The sequence below is a fragment of the Streptomyces cellostaticus genome, assembly GCF_001513965.1.
Classification (GTDB): domain Bacteria; phylum Actinomycetota; class Actinomycetes; order Streptomycetales; family Streptomycetaceae; genus Streptomyces; species Streptomyces cellostaticus.
The window spans coordinates 380,855-398,848 of record NZ_KQ948016.1; the positions used below are offsets into that span (position 1 = coordinate 380,855).

Sequence of the window (17,994 nt, forward strand, 5' to 3'; positions counted from 1 at the left end):
GGGAAACAGGCGTCGACGATCTTCCGACCGGCTGCGGACAGTCTGGGGGACAGCGTCGAAGTCTATGCCCCGGCACTGACACAGGCGGCCGTTCGCCGCGTACCTTCATGCGGGAACCGGGCACTCCCGCGTGGCGTCGCCCGTTGGAGACGGCGGAAGCGCTGTCGCCCCTTCCCGCACGTTCATGCACCACCCGTCCTGTACCAGGAGGCACCCCGCGATGTCGGTCCCCCAGCTCAACGACGAGCAGCGCGGCGAGGAGATCCTCGCCGTCTTCGACACCGCCTTCGGCCGGCTCCTGGCCGCCGACCCGGCCGCGTTCCGCGTGAAGTTCCGGAAGATGGCGGCCTCGGCGTTCGCGTTCTACCGGGGCACGGCGGCCCTCTTCTACCACGACCTGGACGCAGAGAAGCGCGGCGGCCCGTACCTGGACGACCGCACCTCGCGCGTGTGGATCCACGGCGACCTGCACGCCGAGAACTTCGGCACCTACATGGACTCCAACGGCCGCCTGGTCTTCAACGTCAACGACTTCGACGAGGCCTACGTCGGCCCGTTCACCTGGGACCTGAAGCGCTTCGCCGCCTCCGTCGCGCTCATCGGGTACGCCAAGGCGCTCGGTGACGAGCAGATCACCGAGCTGGTGACGATCTACGCGGCCGCCTACCGCGAGCGCATCCACGCCCTGGCCACGGGCGCCAAGAGCGACGAGGTGCCGCCGTTCACGCTGGACACCGCGCAGGGGCCGCTGCTGGACGCGCTGCGTGACGCCCGCTCGCTGACCCGTTTCGAGCTGCTGGACTCGATGACCGAGATCCGCGACTTCGAGCGCCGCTTCGCGCCGGGCGGCGGCTCCATCGAGCTGGACGCCGCCACCCGCTACAAGGTGCTGGCCGCCTTCGACGGCTACCTGGAGACGCTGCCGGACGCCTCCCTGGCCCGCCCGGACTCGTACCGGGTGAAGGACGTCGTGGGCCGGCGCGGCATCGGCATCGGCTCGGCGGGCCTGCCGTCGTACAACATCCTCCTGGAGGGCCACAGCGACGCCCTGGAGAACGACGTCGTGATCTACATCAAGCAGGCCCAGACCCCGGCCGTCTCCCGGCACATCACGGACCCGGCGATCGCGGAGTACTTCCAGCACGAGGGCCACCGCACGGTGATCTCCCAGCGCGCCCTCCAGGCGCACGCCGACCCGTGGCTGGGCTGGACCGAGCTGGACGGCGCGGGCCAGCTGGTCGCCGAGGTCTCGCCGTACGCGGTCGACCTGGACTGGGGCGACATCGACGACCCGGAGGAGATCGCGGCCGTCGTCGCCGACCTCGGCCGGGCCACGGCCACGATGCACTCGGCGGCGGACGACACCTCCGGCGAGTCCCTGGTGCCGTTCTCCACCGAGCGGGCCATCGACGCGGCGCTCGCGGCCGACGAGGAGGGCTTCGCGCCCCTGCTGGTGGACTTCGCGCACAGCTACGGCGCACGCGCGCGTGCCGACCACCAGGTCTTCGTCGACCTGTTCCGCAACGGCCGGATTCCGGGGCTGTAACCTCCGCACACTCACAGGCACTCTTTAGGGGTCTCTTACGCGCGTACGTGACAGACTCTCCTTTCGCTATGGACATATCCGGGACCCAGCTCAGAGCCGTGCGCGCGGCGCTGTTCACGGCTGTCGTCGTGACGCTCAGCACCGCGTCGCACGTGCTGCTGTCCCGGGCCCCGCTGCCGGTCGCGACCGTGGCCGCGGTCGCCGCCGGGGTCTTCGCCACCGCGTACGCGCTGGCGGGCCGCGAGCGCGGCTTCGGCCGGATCGCGGCCCTGCTGATCCCGCTGGAGCTGGCCGCGGACACGGTGTTCACCACCGGCCAGCACGCCTGCTACGGCAGGGCGGGCGGCCCGGTCGCGGGCCCCTTGCGCGCGTTCGGTCTCGACGTGCTGTGCCAGGGCGGTGCCGTGGGCACCCCGCTGGCCCAGGTGACCGGCGCCCACGGCCGCACCGAGGCGCTGCTCGCGCACGCCAGCCCGACCGCGGCCTGGCTGCTGCTCGCCGCGCACGTCGGTGTGGGCCTGCTGGCCGCCGCCTGGCTGCGCCGCGGCGAGCGGGCCCTGACCCAGCTGCTGCGCGCGGTCGCCGCGACCACGTTCCGGCCGCTGCTGCTGGCGGTGGCCGCCGGCACCGTGCGACTGTCCCCGGCGCGCCGGCTGCCGCGTCCGGCCCCTCGGCCGGCCGCCGCCCGCGACCGGCTCCTCGTGCACTCCCTGGGACGGCGTGGACCGCCGTGCTCACCCGCCTTCGCCTGAAGCGACGGCATCTGAGCACGACCAGTCCCCCACACGTATCTCGCGTACGACGTGTGCGCGTCCCATATGGAGATCACCAACATGAGCAAGCGGAACAGCCAGTCGGCGAAGACGGCGGCCCGGGAGCGGCTGCGCGCGGAGCGCGAGCGGCAGGCCAAGCGCGACAAGGCCAAGCGGCAGGTCATCGTGGCCGCCTCGGTCGTGGGCGTACTGGCCGCGGCGGGCGGCATCGGCTACACGGTCGTCCAGCTCAACAAGCCCAGCTACTGGGTGGGCCTGAAGGACGCGAGCAATGTCGTCACCCCTGCCAACACCACGGGCACCAAGGGCACCACGGTCATCATCGGCAAGGACAGCGCCAAGAAGACCCTGAAGGTCTACGAGGACTCGCGCTGCCCGGTCTGCGCCGACTTCGAGCAGGCCGTCGGTACGACCGTGAAGAAGGACATAGACGACGGCAAGTTCAAGATCCAGTACATCGGCGCCACGTTCATCGACGACCACGACAACGGCGAGGGCTCCAAGAACGCGCTGAGCGCCCTCGGCGCCGCGCTCAACGTCAGCCCCGAGGCGTTCCTCGAGTACAAGAGCGCGCTGTACTCGGCGAAGTGGCACCCGGACGAGAACTCCGACAAGTTCAAGGACGACAGCTACCTCATCCAGGTCGCCGACACCGTGCCTGCGCTGAAGAACAACACGAAGTTCCAGGACGCGGTCAAGAAGGGCACCTACGACGCCTGGGCGATGGCCATGTCGAAGGCCTTCGACGACAACAAGGACGGCGTGCGGGGCACCCCGAGCTTCGTCATGGACGGCAAGCAGCTCACCGCCGACAACAAGGGCGGCACGCTCCTGACGGTGGCCGACTTCAACAGGGTGGTGGGCGCGGCCCTCAAGGGCTGACCGCCCGTCAGAAAACGATCACCGCGTAAAGAGCGGGCGAACTTTCGAAGTTCGCCCGCTCTGGCGCATACCGATCAGTAAAACCACTCAGTAACCTGATCGGCCGTGACCAGTCGATACAGATCATCCGAGGCATCCAAGGGCCTCAACTCCCTCTCTCCCCGCCGCCGTACGGTCGTCAAGGCCGCGGCGGCGACCGCTGTCCTGGCCGGACCGCTCGCCGCCGTGCTCCCGGCCCGCGCCGCCACGGACGCCCCCGCTTTCCTGCACGGCGTCGCCTCGGGCGACCCGCTGCCCGACGGCGTCCTGCTGTGGACCCGGGTGACCCCCACCCCGGAGGCGATACCCGGCTCCGGGCTCGGCCCGGACACCGAGGTGAGCTGGGTCGTCGCCAGGGACAAGGCGTTCACCTCCGTCGTCTCCAAGGGTTCCACCACCGCGACGGCCGCCTCCGACCACACCGTCAAGGCCGACATCCGCGGCCTGGAACCGGCCACCGACTACTGGTTCCGCTTCTCGGCCGGCGGCACCGACTCCCCGGTCGCGCGCACCCGCACCGCGCCGGCGGCGGACGCGGCCGTGCCCGGCCTGCGCTTCGGCGTGGTCTCCTGCGCCAACTGGGAGGGCGGCTACTTCTCCGCCTACCGCCACCTCGCGGCCCGCAGCGACCTGGACGCCTGGCTGCACCTCGGCGACTACATCTACGAGTACAAGTCCGGCGAGTACGCGGCCCGCGGCACCGTCGTCCGCCCGCACGCACCGGCCAACGAGACCATCACGCTCGCCGACTACCGGATCCGGCACGCGAAGTACAAGACCGACCCCGACCTGCAGGCGCTGCACCTGAAGGCGCCGGTCATCGCGATCTGGGACGACCACGAGTTCGCCGACAACGCATGGTCGGGCGGCGCGGTCAACCACACCGAGGGCGCCGAGGGCACCTGGACGGCCCGTCAGGCCGCCGCCAAGCAGGCCTACTTCGAGTGGATGCCGGTCCGCCCGGCCATCGCCGGCACCACCTACCGGCGGCTGCGCTTCGGCAAGCTCGCCGACCTGTCCCTGCTGGACCTGCGCTCCTTCCGCTCCCAGCAGGTCGCCACGGCCAGCGGTTCGGTGGACGACCCGAACCGTACGATCACCGGCCGCGCCCAGCTGGACTGGCTGAAGGCCGGGTTGAAGGCCTCCGACACCAGGTGGCGGCTGGTCGGCAACTCGGTGATGATCTCGCCGTTCTCCTTCGGGTCGCTCTCCGCGGACCTGTTCAAGCCGCTCGCCAAGCTGCTCGGCCTGCCCCAGGAGGGCATCGCCGCCAACACCGACCAGTGGGACGGCTACACCGACGACCGCCACGAGTTGCTGGCCCATCTGCGCTCCAACGCCATCGGCAACACCGTCTTCCTGACCGGCGACATCCACATGGCCTGGGCCAACGACGTCCCGGTGGACGCCGGCACCTATCCGCTGTCGGCGTCGGCGGCCACCGAGTTCGTGGTGACCTCGGTGACCTCCGACAACCTCGACGACATCGTGAAGGTCCCCGAGGGCACCGTCTCCGCGATCGCCTCGCCGCTCATCAAGGCCGCCAACCGGCACGTCCACTGGGTGGACACCGACCGCCACGGCTACGGCGTCCTGGACATCACCGCCGACCGTGCGCAGATGGACTACTACGTCCTGTCCGACCGCACGAACGCGAACGCGACCTCCAGCTGGGCCCGCTCGTACCGCACCCTCAGCGGCACGCAGAAGGTCGAGCGCACCTACGACCCGGTGTAACCGCGCGCTACAGACTGTCGAGGAAGCCGAGCGCCACCCGCCAGGTGGCCTCGGCGGCCTCCTCGTCGTAGTCCGGCAGAGCGGGGTCGGTGTAGAGGTGGCCCGCACCGGCGTACCGGTAGACCTCCACGTCCGCCCCCGCCCGGCCCATCTGCAGATACCAGGCGCTCAGCCAGTCGTCCGTCTCGAACTGGTCCGGCTCCGCCACGTGCAGCTGCACCGGCAGCTCCTCCACGTACGCGTTCGGCGCGATGTCCGACGTGCCGTGCAGGAGCAGCAGGCCGCGGGCCTTTTCGTCGCCCAGCGCCAGGGTCTGCGCGATGGACGCGCCAAGCGAGAACCCCGCGTACACGAGCCCTCGCTCGGAATACGGGGCGGCGGCCAGCACGGCCCGCTTCAGCAGCTCCTCCTTGCCGATCTGCTCCTTGAACTCCATGCCCTCCTCGACCGTGTCGAACGTGCGCCCCTCGAAGAGGTCCGGCGTCCACACCTCGTGGCCGGCCATGCGCAGCCGGTCCGCGGCGTCGTGCACCGCGGGCCTGAGCCCGTAGGTCGAGTGAAAGAGCATGATGTTCATGAGGCCATGGTGCCAGCCGGGTACGACAACGCCGTACCGCGGCGGTACCCGTGCGGGCCGAGAACCCACAGGTTCACGACCCCCCGAGCCGGGTTAGGCGCGAAGGCATGGAGAACGTACTCCGCCCCTTGACCGTGGTCGGCAGCTCGGTGCTGCTCACGCTGGCCATCGGCTGGGCCACCGACCGGCTGCTGCGCAAGGCCGACGAACGCAATCCCGACACGCCTCTGTGGGGCCTGCTGCGGCGCGGCCGCGTCCCCTATCAGCTGGTCCTGTGCGCCGCCCTGCTCCGAGGCTCCTACGACCAGGCGAAACTGCTGGAGCGGCATCAGGCCGGGGCGGGCCGGACCCTGACGCTGGTACTGATCGGGTCCGCCGCCTGGCTGGTGATCCGGATCGCCGCGGCGATCGTCGAGACCTCCTACAGCCGCTACGCACGCGCCCACCGGGACGCCGCCCGGGTACGCCGGGTCCGCACGCAGGTCGAGCTGATCATGCGGGTGGTCTCGGCGATCGTCATCGTCGTGGCCGCCGCCTCGATGCTGCTGACCTTCCCGGCGATGCGCGCGGCCGGTGCCTCGCTGCTGGCCTCCGCCGGCATCCTCGGCATCGTCGCCGGTGTCGCCGCCCAGTCGACCCTGTCGAACCTGTTCGCGGGGCTGCAGATCGCCTTCGGTGACATGGTACGCATCGGCGACACGGTGGTGGTGGACGGCGAGTGGGGCACGGTCGAGGAGATCACCCTGACCTTCCTGACGGTACGGACCTGGGACGAGCGTCGGATCACGATGCCGGTGTCGTACTTCACCTCCAAACCCTTCGAGAACTGGTCACGGGGCACCCCGCAGATGACGGGCACCGTCTCCTGGCACCTCGACCACAGCGCGCCGGTCGAGGCGATGCGCGAGAAGCTCCGCGACATCCTGCGCCGGTGCCCGGCCTGGGACGGCCACCGCGACATCCTGCGCCGGTGCCCGGCCTGGGACGGCCGTGCCTACGGCCTGCAGGTCACGGACACGACCCCGAACACCATCCAGGTGCGCGCCCTGGTGACCGCGAAGGACGCGGACGACATCTGGACGGTACGGGTCACGGTCCGCGAGCAGATGATCACCTGGCTGTCCGCGCACCACGCCCACGCACTCCCCCGGGTCAACACGTCAAAGGCGCCACCGGCCCCGAACGGTGCCACGCCCCCCGTCCGATAGCCGCAGGCGGCGAACCACCCCCACGGCAAACGCCCACTTCCCAGCCGACTGGAAACGGGCGGTGCGCAGGTGGGAGAAAAATGTCAGCGCAGGCTGCGCACATCGAGATGCCTGAGCACCCGATCCACGATCTCCGGATCCGCCCCAGGCTCGCTCCGGGCAGCCAACACCTCATGCCGCGCAGCGCTGAGCATCTCCCCCTGAATCCGCCGCACCCGCTTCAGCCGCTTGGCCCGCTGATGCTGTGCCTCCCGCCGCTCCTCCTCCCCCATGTCCGGGCTGATCCGGATCCCGATGTCGAAGGCCCGCCGCAGCATCTGCTCGGACAGCTCCTCCGGCAACTCCTCCACCTCCTCGATCTCCCGCAGCCTGCGCTTCGCCGCCTTCGCCGCCCGTACGGCCAGTTCCTTCTCGAACTCCTTCTCCCGCTCGGAGTCGGCCCGCACCCCGAGCCGCTTCACCAGCCAGGGCAGGGTCAGCCCTTGCAGCACCAGCGTGGCGATGATCACCCCGAAGGCGATGAACACCATCTCGTTCCGGTCGGGAAAGGGGGAGCCGTCGGCGGTCGTGCGCGGGATCGCGAGCGCCAGCGCCACCGAGGCCACCCCGCGCATCCCGGACCACCACATCACGACGGTCTCCCGCCAGCTCATCGGGATGTCCTCGTCGTAGTCCCGCCGGGCGTGCAGCCGCTTGGTCAGCCAGGTCGCGGGCATCAGCCACAGCAGCCGGACGACGACCACGACCCCCACGACGGCCGCCGCCCAGCCGAGCAGCTCGCCCCAGCGCCCGGACGCCGTCCTGATCGCGTGGTGCAGTTCGAGGCCGATCAGCCCGAAGGCGACACCGGTGACGAGCGTGTCGATGATGTCCCAGAAGGTGTGTCCGGCCAGCCGGGTCATCACGTCGTCGGCGTCGGTGGCGTACTCGGCGAGGAAGAGGGCCGTGGTGAGCACGGCGAGCACCCCGGATCCCTGCAACTCCTCCGCGAGCACGTAGGAGGCGTACGGCACCAGCAGGGTCATCCCGATCTGCAGGGTGGGGTCGCCGAGCAGGTCCATCAGCTTGTTCGCACCCCAGCCGAGCGCCAGCCCGACCACGAGCGCGACCACGGCGGACAGAACCAGGTCCAGGCCGGCGTGCCACGCCGAGAACTCGCCGCTGACGGCCGCGGCGATCGCCACGTGGTACAGCACGATGGCCGTGACGTCGTTGAAGAGCCCCTCGCCCTCCAGGATCGACACCAGCCGGCGCGGCAGTCCGAGCTGCCCGGCGACGGCGGTCGCGGCGACCGGGTCGGGCGGGGCGATCAGCGCGCCCAGCGCCACGGCGGCAGCGACCGACAGCCCCGGCACGATGGCGTGGGCGACGGCGGCCACACACAGCGTCGTCACGAACACCAGGGCGACGGCCAGCAGGAAGATCGGCCGCTTGTTCGCCGTGAACTGCCGCCAGGACGTCCGCCGAACCGCGGCGTAGAGCAACGGCGGCAGCAGCGCGGGCAGGATCAGCTCGGGCGGGATGTCCACGTCGGGCACGAAGGCGGCCACCGCCAGGACCCCGCCGAACAGCGTCATCAGCACCGGTGCCGGCAGCCCGAACCGGTCTCCCACCGGGACGCTCACCAGGGCCCCGAGCAGCAGCACGAACAACAGAGCCAACTGATCCACGGCCGGCGCTCCGGGAGTCGACGATCACATGGCAGACCTCAAGCCTGCTACAGGACGCGTCGCATCGCCCGGTGCGGGATCCCGGCGTCCGGGAACTCCGGGCCGTACGCCTCGTACCCGAGCCGTTCGTAGAAAGCCAGGGCGTGGGTCTGCGCGTGCAGGTCCACGGCCGCCAGGCCACGCGCGCGTGCCGCGTCCTCGATGGCCCGCACCAGGGCCACGCCGACGCCCAGCCCGCGCGCCGCACGGGTCACGGCGAGCCGCCCCAGGGAGCCCACGGAGGCGTCCTGGCCGGTCTTCGCCGCGGCCGCCTCGCCGTGCAGCAGACGCCCGGTGCCGAGCGGCACACCGTCCTCGCGGACCGCCAGCACATGCACCGCGACGGCGTCGTACGCGTCGTACTCGATGTCCTGCGGGACGCCCTGTTCGACGACGAAGACCTCCTTGCGCACCGCGAAGCAGGCCTCACGGCCGGCGTGGTCCTCGGCGGTCCGGACGGTGTACGGCGTGTTCACGCGTACGTCTCCTCGCGCACCTGGTCGAGGGCCTGCTGGAGGTCTTCCGGGTAGTCGCACTCGAACTCCACCCACTGCCCGTCCCCGGGGTGCTCGAAGCCGAGCCGTACGGCGTGCAGCCACTGACGGGTCAGGCGCAGCCGCTTGGCGAGGGTCGGGTCGGCGCCGTAGGTCAGATCGCCGACGCAGGGGTGGCGGTGGGCGGCCATGTGGACGCGGATCTGGTGGGTGCGGCCGGTCTCCAGCTTCACATCCAGCAGGGAGGCGGCGCGGAAGGCCTCGATGAGGTCGTAGTGGGTCACCGAGGGCTTGCCTTCGGCCGTGACCGCCCACTTGTAGTCGTGCTGGGGATGCCGGCCGATGGGGGCGTCGATCGTGCCGCTCGTCGGGTCCGGGTGGCCCTGGACGAGGGTGTGGTAGCGCTTGTCGACCGTGCGCTCCTTGAACTGGCGCTTGAGCGACGTGTACGCGTACTCGGACTTGGCGACCACCATCAGGCCCGAGGTGCCGACGTCGAGGCGGTGCACGATGCCCTGGCGCTCGGCGGCACCGGAGGTGGAGATCCGGTACCCGGCGGCGGCGAGACCGCCGATGACGGTCGGGCCGGACCAGCCCGGCGAGGGGTGCGCGGCCACACCGACCGGCTTGACGATGACGACCACGTCATCGTCGTCGTGCACGATCTCCATGCCCTCGACCGGCTCGGCAACCACCTGCACGGGCGCGGGCGCCTGCGGCATCTCGACCTCGAGCCAGGCCCCGCCGTGCACCCGCTCTGACTTGCCGACCACCGTGCCGTCGACCTGCACCTTGCCTGCTGCGGCCAGCTCGGCCGCCTTCGTACGGGAGAAGCCGAACATGCGGGAGATGGCGGCGTCGACGCGCTCGCCCTCCAGGCCGTCCGGCACGGGCAGGGTACGGATCTCGGGAATCGTGCTCACCCGTCGAGTATGCCGGACGGGTCGGACGGCACCGAACGAGCCTGTGGACAAGTCCTGCCGTCAGCCCTTGTGGACGGTGCCGTCCGGGTCCAGGCCGCGGAACGACAGCAGCACGATCAGGATGCCGCCGCACACGATCGCCGAGTCGGCCAGGTTGAACACCGCGAAGCCCTTGGGCGCGATGAAGTCCACGACCTCGCCCTCGAAGATCCCGGGCGCCCGGAAGATCCGGTCGGTGAGGTTGCCGAGCGCGCCGCCGAGCAGCAGGCCGAGGGCGACCGCCCAGGGAAAGCTGTAGAGCTTGCGGGCCAGCCGGATGATCACCACGATCACGGCGGCCGCGATCAGCGTGAAGATGATCGTGAAGGCGGCGCCGAAGCCGAAGGCCGCGCCCGGGTTGCGGATGGCATGCAGTTCCAGCAGGTCCCCGATCACCTGGATCGGTGCGTGGTGCTCCAGCTTCGCGACCACCAGCAGCTTGCTGATCAGGTCGAGGGCGTAGGCGAACGCGGCCACCGCGAACAGCACGGCGATCCGGCGCCCGCGCCCGGTCCGCCGCTGCGCCGTCGCCTCCTGCGCGCCCGCGCCGGACACGTCGGACGCGCCGGATCGGGCGGGCGCTCCGGCCGCCGCCGTCCGCTCGCCGCTGTCGTCCGGGGTGTCCGGCGTACCGATGATGCGCTCCGCCTCTGCCACGTGAGTCCCTCAACCTAGGTGCCTGGCTGAGGACGAGACTACGGCACGCCCCCGAGGACCCTCGTGCTCAGGAGCGACGTTCCTGCTTCTGCTTGCACTCCACGCACAGGGTGGCCCTCGGGAACGCCTGCATGCGGGCCTTGCCGATGGGGTTGCCGCAGTTCTCGCACAGGCCGTAGGTGCCCGCGTCGAGCCGTTCCAGGGCGCGCTCGGTCTGGATCAGCATCTCGCGCGCGTTGGCGGCCAGCGCCATCTCGTGCTCGCGCGTGATGTTCTTGGTTCCGGTGTCGGCCTGGTCGTCGCCGGCGCCGTCCCCGGAGTCCCGCATCAGGCCCACGAGGGACGCCTCGGAGGAGCTGATCTCGTTCTTCAGCCGCACCGCCTCGGCCGTCAGATCCGCTCGGGCCTCGGCGACCTCTTCCGGGGTCCAGGGGTCCTCACCGGGGCGCACCGCCAGCTCGCCGGGCTCCGCCGCGGCGATGCGTGCCTTGGGAACGGCGGTCTGTTCGGCCGTGGCCGTGCCAGGAGTCTTTTTCGCAACCACTGTCGTGGCTCCCGTCTGCTTCGCGGCCCGCGCCGCGCCCGCTTTCTTGGCCGTGCTCTTCTCGGCCGCCCCTGTGGAGACGTCCCCGGCGGCCGTCGTCTTCGCGCCGGTCTTCTTCCCGCCCGCCGTCGCCTTCACGGCTGTCTCCCTGGCGGTCGTCTTCTTCGCGACCGTTTTCTTCGCGACCGTCTTCTTCGCAGCCTTCTTCGCAGCCGCCGTCTCTGCGCCCGCCTTCTTGGCCGGCTTCTCGGCGGCCGTCCCCTTCACGGCAGCCTTCTTGTGCACAGCAGCCTTCTGGTCGGCCGTCTTCGAGGCGGCTGCTTTCCTGGCGGTCGCCTTCTTCGCCGCAGCCGTCTCCTTGCCGACCGCCTTCTTCCTGGCCACGGTTTTCGTGGCCATGCCCTCCGTGGCCGTCGCCTTCCCGACGGCTGCTTTCTTGGCTGCGGCCTTCTCAGCCGGTGCCTTCTCGGCCTCCTCAGCCGCGGTCTCCCTGACTGCGGCCGTCGTCCCGGCCTCCGCCGTAGTACCCCGCTTCCGTCCGCCCGCCTCCCCCGGGAGCACCTTCTTCACGGCCGTCACCCTCTTCACGGCAGCGCGTGCGTTCTTCTTGCCGCCGGCGCCCTTGGTCTCGCCGCCGGAGGCAGCAGCCGCAGCGCCGGAGACGGCCGCGCCCCTGGTGCGGACGGTCGCCGGCTGCTGTACGGCGGTCTTCTTCGCCACCATGGTCGCGGCCCCTTCACATATTGTGATCTTGCACGCGAATCGTGCTGGGACGATAAATCGACTTGAGTCCCGCGGCAACGGGGCACGCCGCCCGATTCGCCCGCCCCGCACCCCCCGCGCAGCAGACCTGCATGCGTTGTGCCCAGCTCCCCGCCGGGTAATCCGCCGGGTTGCGCGCCCCCGGAAGCGAGCGCCCGCCCCCTCGCCATTCGAGTCACCCGAGCCCCTTCCCCGCGGGCCGCCCGCACGCCGGAGAAAAGCGGTCGGCCGGTGTCCGCGCGGAGCCGTACACTGGGCGGAGCGAAAAGCGTGGATGGGGACGAGTAGCGGCGTACGCAGCCCAGAGCGACCCGGGGACGGTGTGAGCCCGGGGGTGAGCGCGACGTGAAGATCACCCCGGAGCCGCCGGAAGAAAGCCACAGCCGAAAGGCCGGGGCGAGTAGAGCCGGTTTCGCGACCCCAATGAGGGGGCTCACCGGCGCGTACGGCGCGGCGGAGGGCCAAAGAGGGTGGTACCGCGGGAGCGCGCCGCACACGGCGTAGACAGGATCGAAGGCTCTCGTCCCTCTGACGGAACGCAGCAAGTCCGTTGGAGGATGTTCGCAGATGACAGCGCCGACATACCGCCAGGTGCCCGCCCAGGTCGACCTGCCCGCGCTCGAGCACGCCGTGCTCGACTTCTGGCGCGAGCAGAAGGTCTTCGCCAAGAGCCTGGAGCAGTCCGAGGGCCGCCCGGAGTGGGTGTTCTACGAGGGCCCGCCCACCGCGAACGGCATGCCCGGTGCCCACCACATCGAAGCGCGCGTCTTCAAGGACGTCTTCCCCCGCTTCCGCACCATGCGCGGCTACCACGTGGCCCGCAAGGCCGGCTGGGACTGCCACGGCCTGCCGGTGGAGCTGGCGGTCGAGAAGGAGCTGGGCTTCTCCGGCAAGCAGGACATCGAGGCGTACGGCATCGCCGAGTTCAACGCCAAGTGCCGCGAGTCGGTGACCCGGCACACCGACGCCTTCGCCGAGCTGACGACCCGCATGGGCTACTGGGTCGACCTGGACGACGCCTACCGGACCATGGACCCCGAGTACGTGGAGTCGGTCTGGTGGTCGCTCAAGGAGATCTTCACCAAGGACCTGCTGGTCCAGGACCACCGTGTCGCTCCCTGGTGCCCGCGTTGCGGCACCGGCCTGTCCGACCACGAGCTGGCGCAGGGCTACGAGACGGTCGTCGACCCGTCCGTGTACGTCCGTTTCCCGCTCACCTCCGGTCCGCTGGCCGGCCAGGCCGCGCTCCTGGTGTGGACGACGACCCCCTGGACCCTGGTGTCGAACACGGCGGTCGCCGCGCACCCGGAGGTCACCTACGTCGTCGCGACCGACGGCGAGGACAAGCTCGTCGTCGCCGAGCCGCTCGTCGGCAAGGCGCTCGGCGAGGGCTGGGAGACCACCGGCCAGACCTTCACGGGCGCCGAGATGGAGCGCTGGACGTATCAACGTCCGTTCGAGCTCGTGGAGTTCCCGGAGCCGGCCCACTACGTGGTGAACGCCGAGTACGTCACCACCGAGGACGGCACGGGTCTGGTCCACCAGTCCCCCGCCTTCGGTGAGGACGACCTCAGGGTCTGCCGGTCCTACGGTCTGCCGGTGGTGAACCCGGTCCGCCCGGACGGCACCTTCGAGGAGAACGTCCCGCTGGTCGGTGGCGTCTTCTTCAAGAAGGCGGACGAAAAGCTCACCGAGGACCTCCAGCAGCGCGGCCTGCTCTTCAAGCACATCCCGTACGAGCACAGCTACCCGCACTGCTGGCGCTGCCACACCGCGCTGCTCTACTACGCGCAGCCCTCCTGGTACATCCGCACCACGGCGATCAAGGACCGCCTGATCCAGGAGAACGAGAAGACCAACTGGTTCCCGGAGACGGTCAAGCACGGCCGCTTCGGCGACTGGCTGAACAACAACATCGACTGGGCGCTGTCCCGCAACCGCTACTGGGGCACCCCGCTGCCGATCTGGCGCTGCGAGGACGACCACCTCACCTGTGCCGGCTCCCGCGCGGAGCTGACCGAGCTGACCGGCACCGACCAGTCGGGCCTCGACCCGCACCGCCCGTACATCGACGAGGTCACCTTCGCCTGCCGTCACGACGGCTGCGGGAAAACGGCCACGCGCGTGCCGGAGGTCATCGACGCCTGGTACGACTCGGGTTCGATGCCGTTCGCGCAGTGGGGCTACCCGCACAAGAACAAGGAGCTGTTCGAGAGCCGGTACCCGGCGCAGTTCATCTCCGAGGCGATCGACCAGACGCGAGGGTGGTTCTACACCCTCATGGCCGTCGGCACGCTCGTCTTCGACAAGTCGTCGTACGAGAACGTCGTGTGCCTCGGCCACATCCTCGCCGAGGACGGCCGCAAGATGTCCAAGCACCTGGGCAACACCCTGGACCCGATCCCGCTCATGGACCGGCACGGCGCGGACGCGGTGCGCTGGTTCATGGCGGCCGGCGGTTCCCCGTGGGCGGCCCGCCGGGTGGGCCACGGCACCATCCAGGAGGTCGTCCGCAAGACGCTGCTGACGTACTGGAACACGGTCGCCTTCCAGGCGCTGTACGCCCGTACGTCGGACTGGGCACCCAGCGCGGCGGACCCGGCCCCGGCCGACCGCCCGCTGCTGGACCGCTGGCTGCTGTCCGAACTGCACGCGCTCACCGACCAGGTGACCCAGGCGCTGGAGGCCTACGACACCCAGCGCGCCGGCAAGCTGCTGTCCGCGTTCGTCGACGACCTGTCGAACTGGTACGTCCGTCGCTCGCGCCGCCGCTTCTGGCAGGGCGACAAGGCCGCGCTGCGCACGCTGCACGAGGTGCTGGAGACGGTCACGAAGCTGATGGCCCCGATCACCCCGTTCATCACCGAGCGGGTGTGGCAGGACCTGGTCGTGCCGGTGTCCCCGGGCGCCCCGGAGTCGGTCCACCTGGCCTCCTGGCCCGAGGCGGACCTGTCCGCGATCGACCCGGAGCTGTCCCGGCAGATGGTCCTGGTGCGCCGCCTGGTGGAGCTCGGCCGCGCCACGCGCGCGGAGTCGGGCGTCAAGACGCGTCAGCCGCTGTCCCGGGCCCTCATCGCCGCCACCGGCTTCGATGCCCTGGACCCCGAGCTGCACGTCCAGATCACCGAGGAGCTGAACGTCTCCTCGCTGGCATCCCTGGCCGAAGTCGGCGGCTCCCTGGTGGACACCACCGCCAAGGCCAACTTCCGTGCCCTGGGCAAGCGGTTCGGCAAGCGGGTGCAGGACGTGGCCAAGGCCATCGCGAACGCCGACGCGGCCGCGCTGTCCCTCGCCCTGCGCGAGGGCACGGCGTCCGTGGAGGTCGACGGCGAGACGGTCGCCCTCGCCCCGGACGAGGTGATCATCACCGAGACCCCGCGCGAGGGCTGGTCGGTGGCCTCGGACTCCGGTGCCACGGTCGCGCTGGACCTGGAGATCACCGAGGAGCTGCGGCAGGCGGGCCTGGCCCGGGACGCGATCCGGCTGATCCAGGAGGCCCGCAAGAACAGCGGCCTGGACGTCGCCGACCGGATCGCGCTGCGCTGGAGCTCCACGGATCCGGCGGTCGTCGCGGCCCTGGCCGAGCACGCCGAGCTGATCGCCGAGGAGGTCTTGTCGACCGACTTCGGCCAGGGTGAGGCCGACGACACCTACGGCGATGCCTTCACCGACGAGGGGCTGTCGCTGACGTTCCGGCTGCGCAAGGCGTAGCCCCCGCACCGCGGCGGCTGTCCACCGGTTCACACCGGAGGGCAGCCGCCGTTTCTTTGCCCGAGCCCACCTCAACGCGCGTAAAAAGGGCGGGGCCCCGGATCGAAATCCGGGGCCCCGCCCTGAACGCTGCCGACGCCGTTGTCGTACTAGTGTCCGCGGCCCGTCAGTTGTCGTCCTCGTCGATCAGGAACCCGCGCATCGGCGAGGGCGCCTGGCCCATCGGGGACGGACCCTGCGGACGGACCGGGGCCATGGGCTGGGTCATCGCCGGGGTCATCTGCTGCTGGCCGCCGTAGGAGGGGGCGGACGGCGCAGGGGACCCACCCATCGTCTGGTTGCCACCATAGGACGGGGTGCTCGCACCGGCCGGGGCCATGGAGGGCGCCGGGGACGGCGGGAGCGAGGCGGTGGCCGGGGTCCGCGGCGGGGCCAGCGAGTCGTCGGCCTGGGTCTCCAGCTGGCGCAGCTGCGACTCCAGGTACGACTTCAGACGCGTGCGGTACTCGCGCTCGAAGCCGCGCAGGTCCTCGACCTTGCGCTCCAGCGTGGCGCGCGCGGACTCCAGGGAGCCCATGGCGACGCGGTGCTTCTCCTGCGCGTCCCGCTCCAGCGCGTCCGCCTTGGCACGGGCGTCACGCTCCAGACCCTCGGCGCGGCTGCGGGCCTCGCCGACGATCTTGTTGGCCTCGGAGCGGGCCTCGGCGATCGCCTGGTCGGCGGTCTGCTGGGCCAGCGAGAGGACTCGGGCGGCGCTGTCGCCACCAGGGCCCTGACCGGGGCCGCCCATCGGACCGCCCATGGGGCCGCCCATCGGACCGCCCATCTGCTGCTGCATGGGGGGCTGACCGCCCATCGGGCCCTGACCCATGGGGCCCTGACCCATCGGACCCTGGCCCATCGGGCCGGGACCCTGCGGACCACCCTGACCACCGCCGGGACCGGCGGGCAGCTGCGGGGCACCGCTCGGCAGCTGGGGCGGGCCACCCATGGGGCCACCCATCTGCTGCTGCGGCGGGCCCGATATTCCGGCGGGCACCGGCGCGCCGGGACCTCGCATCCCCTGCTGGGGAATGCCCTGCTGCTGGTCCTGCTCCGGAGGCTTGCGCATGTTCTGCTGGTTCTGGGCAGCAGCGCGCGTGGCCGCGGCCAGCTTGGCGCGCAGGTCCTCGTTCTCGCGAAGCAGACGGGTCAGTTCGGCTTCGACCTCATCGAGGAAGGCATCGACCTCGTCCTCGTCATAGCCTTCTCGGAGGCGGACGGTCGTGAACTGCTTGTTCCGCACGTCCTCGGGGGTCAACGGCATCTCTTCACCTCAACGTAGTCATCGGCAGTCGGCAAGACCGTATCGTCCACCCTCATCACAGGAAGCTCCGCGCAACGGAGATGAGGATGTAGACGATGATCATCAGTACGAAGAAGGACAGGTCGAGCGCCACGCCCCCGAGACGCAGCGGCGGGATGAACCGCCGCAGAAGCTTCAGCGGTGGATCGGTGACAGTGTAGGTGGCCTCCAGGACGACCACCATCGCCTTGCCGGGTTGCCACGAGCGGGCGAACTGGAAGACATAGTCCATGACCAGCCGGAAGATCAGCACGACGAGGAACACCATCAGCGCGATGTAGATCACCTGCGCGAACACGCTCATGGTCTGGGCTTCCCTCTCCCCTGTTCCGTGCTTCCTACCGGTGGTACTTCTCAGCTCTGGTTGAAGAACCCGCCCTCTGCGATGCGGGCCTTGTCCTCCGCCGTGACATCGACGTTAGCAGGAGACAACAGAAACACCTTCTGCGTCACCCGCTCGATGCTGCCGTGAAGACCAAACACCAAACCAGCCGCAAAGTCGACAAGTCGCTTCGCGTCTGTGTCGTCCATCTCAGTCAGATTCATGATCACCGGGGTGCCCTCACGGAAGTGTTCCCCGATGGTACGGGCCTCGTTGTAGGTCCGCGGGTGAAGCGTGGTGATCCGGTAAGGCTCTCGTTCCGACACGACCTTGGGCATGATCACCGGTGCGTTCTTCTCCAGGGACTGACGTTCTTGTGTGATGGATGCCACGGGCGCGATCCGCGCGGGGCGCCCGGATTCCGCGGCGAGCGAAGTCGAACGGGCCACCGGTTCGCGCGGCGCGGGCGGTTGCACGATTCGCACCTCTTCGTCCCTTTGGGACTGGTGTGCGCCGTGCGACTGGTGTGACGATTCATGCCGTCGGTGGTCCCGCTCGGGCTCCGGGTCCAGCTCGGGCTCGAAATCGTCGTCGGGGTCGAATCCGCGGCCGTCGTAACCATCGTCCTCCACGAGGCCGAGGTAGACCGCCATCTTGCGCATCGCGCCGGCCATGCTCTGAGTCCTCCGCTCTGTGGTGGATCGACTGACGAGTGCCAAGTGCCTA

The 17,994-nt window shown here is 70.3% G+C and carries 15 protein-coding genes; 6 read left to right on the forward strand and 9 right to left on the reverse strand.

Annotated elements, in window-relative coordinates; translation table 11 throughout:
• Positions 1-220: 220 nt before the first annotated feature.
• The 4 genes from AQI88_RS05335 (at position 221) to AQI88_RS05350 (ending at position 4,977) form a co-directional block, all read left to right on the forward strand.
• Positions 221-1,546 (forward strand): DUF2252 domain-containing protein, encoded by a 1,326-nt coding sequence (locus AQI88_RS05335; RefSeq protein ID WP_066992637.1) that lies wholly within the window; start codon positions 221-223, stop codon positions 1,544-1,546.
• 68 nt (positions 1,547-1,614) lie between these two features.
• The gene (locus AQI88_RS05340) at positions 1,615-2,298 is read left to right on the forward strand and encodes a hypothetical protein (RefSeq protein WP_066992640.1); all 684 of its coding nucleotides are present in this window, start codon (positions 1,615-1,617) and stop codon (positions 2,296-2,298) included.
• Between the two features lie 81 nt (positions 2,299-2,379).
• Positions 2,380-3,201, forward strand: coding sequence for a thioredoxin domain-containing protein (locus AQI88_RS05345; RefSeq protein ID WP_066993697.1), 822 nt, complete (start codon positions 2,380-2,382; stop codon positions 3,199-3,201).
• 105 nt (positions 3,202-3,306) lie between these two features.
• Positions 3,307-4,977 carry an alkaline phosphatase D family protein gene (locus tag AQI88_RS05350; protein ID WP_066992642.1) on the forward strand — a complete coding sequence of 557 codons (1,671 nt, stop codon included), beginning with the start codon at positions 3,307-3,309 and terminating at the stop codon, positions 4,975-4,977.
• 7 nt (positions 4,978-4,984) lie between these two features.
• Here AQI88_RS05350 and AQI88_RS05355 read toward each other — a convergent pair whose 3' ends face one another.
• Positions 4,985-5,554 carry a dienelactone hydrolase family protein gene (locus tag AQI88_RS05355; RefSeq protein ID WP_066992643.1) on the reverse strand — a complete coding sequence of 190 codons (570 nt, stop codon included), beginning with the start codon at positions 5,552-5,554 and terminating at the stop codon, positions 4,985-4,987.
• 107 nt (positions 5,555-5,661) lie between these two features.
• Between AQI88_RS05355 and AQI88_RS05360 the strand changes: the two genes are divergently transcribed.
• Positions 5,662-6,762: a mechanosensitive ion channel family protein gene (locus AQI88_RS05360; RefSeq protein WP_066992646.1), complete on the forward strand. Its 1,101-nt coding sequence runs from the start codon at positions 5,662-5,664 to the stop codon at positions 6,760-6,762.
• 83 nt (positions 6,763-6,845) lie between these two features.
• On the opposite strand, the gene AQI88_RS05365 is transcribed toward AQI88_RS05360, so the two are convergent.
• The 5 genes from AQI88_RS05365 to AQI88_RS05385 form a co-directional block, all read right to left on the reverse strand.
• The gene (locus tag AQI88_RS05365; protein WP_066992649.1) at positions 6,846-8,432 is read right to left on the reverse strand and encodes a Na+/H+ antiporter; all 1,587 of its coding nucleotides are present in this window, start codon (positions 8,430-8,432) and stop codon (positions 6,846-6,848) included.
• Positions 8,433-8,479: 47 nt separating this feature from the next.
• The gene (locus AQI88_RS05370) at positions 8,480-8,947 is read right to left on the reverse strand and encodes a GNAT family N-acetyltransferase (protein ID WP_066992652.1); all 468 of its coding nucleotides are present in this window, start codon (positions 8,945-8,947) and stop codon (positions 8,480-8,482) included.
• The gene (locus AQI88_RS05375) at positions 8,944-9,888 is read right to left on the reverse strand and encodes an RluA family pseudouridine synthase (protein ID WP_066992655.1); all 945 of its coding nucleotides are present in this window, start codon (positions 9,886-9,888) and stop codon (positions 8,944-8,946) included. The genes AQI88_RS05370 and AQI88_RS05375 overlap by 4 nt, the downstream gene beginning before the upstream one ends.
• 60 nt (positions 9,889-9,948) lie before the next feature.
• Positions 9,949-10,584, reverse strand: coding sequence for a signal peptidase II (lspA, locus tag AQI88_RS05380; RefSeq protein ID WP_066992657.1), 636 nt, complete (start codon positions 10,582-10,584; stop codon positions 9,949-9,951).
• 67 nt (positions 10,585-10,651) lie between these two features.
• Positions 10,652-11,851, reverse strand: a complete 1,200-nt coding sequence (locus AQI88_RS05385; RefSeq protein WP_066992660.1) for a TraR/DksA family transcriptional regulator — start codon at positions 11,849-11,851, stop codon at positions 10,652-10,654.
• 606 nt (positions 11,852-12,457) lie between these two features.
• Between AQI88_RS05385 and ileS the strand changes: the two genes are divergently transcribed.
• Complete coding sequence (gene ileS, locus AQI88_RS05390; protein ID WP_066992663.1) at positions 12,458-15,601, forward strand: isoleucine--tRNA ligase; 3,144 nt, start codon at positions 12,458-12,460, stop codon at positions 15,599-15,601.
• Positions 15,602-15,767: 166 nt separating this feature from the next.
• Here the strand turns inward: ileS and AQI88_RS05395 are convergent, their stop codons facing one another.
• From AQI88_RS05395 to AQI88_RS05405, 3 genes are read right to left on the reverse strand one after another with little or no spacing between them, the layout of a single operon-like run.
• Positions 15,768-16,907: a DivIVA domain-containing protein gene (locus AQI88_RS05395; protein ID WP_159050297.1), complete on the reverse strand. Its 1,140-nt coding sequence runs from the start codon at positions 16,905-16,907 to the stop codon at positions 15,768-15,770.
• Positions 16,908-16,962: 55 nt separating this feature from the next.
• Positions 16,963-17,250 carry a YggT family protein gene (locus AQI88_RS05400; RefSeq protein WP_066992668.1) on the reverse strand — a complete coding sequence of 96 codons (288 nt, stop codon included), beginning with the start codon at positions 17,248-17,250 and terminating at the stop codon, positions 16,963-16,965.
• Positions 17,251-17,300: 50 nt separating this feature from the next.
• Positions 17,301-17,942, reverse strand: coding sequence for a cell division protein SepF (locus AQI88_RS05405; RefSeq protein WP_066992671.1), 642 nt, complete (start codon positions 17,940-17,942; stop codon positions 17,301-17,303).
• Positions 17,943-17,994 lie beyond the last annotated feature (52 nt).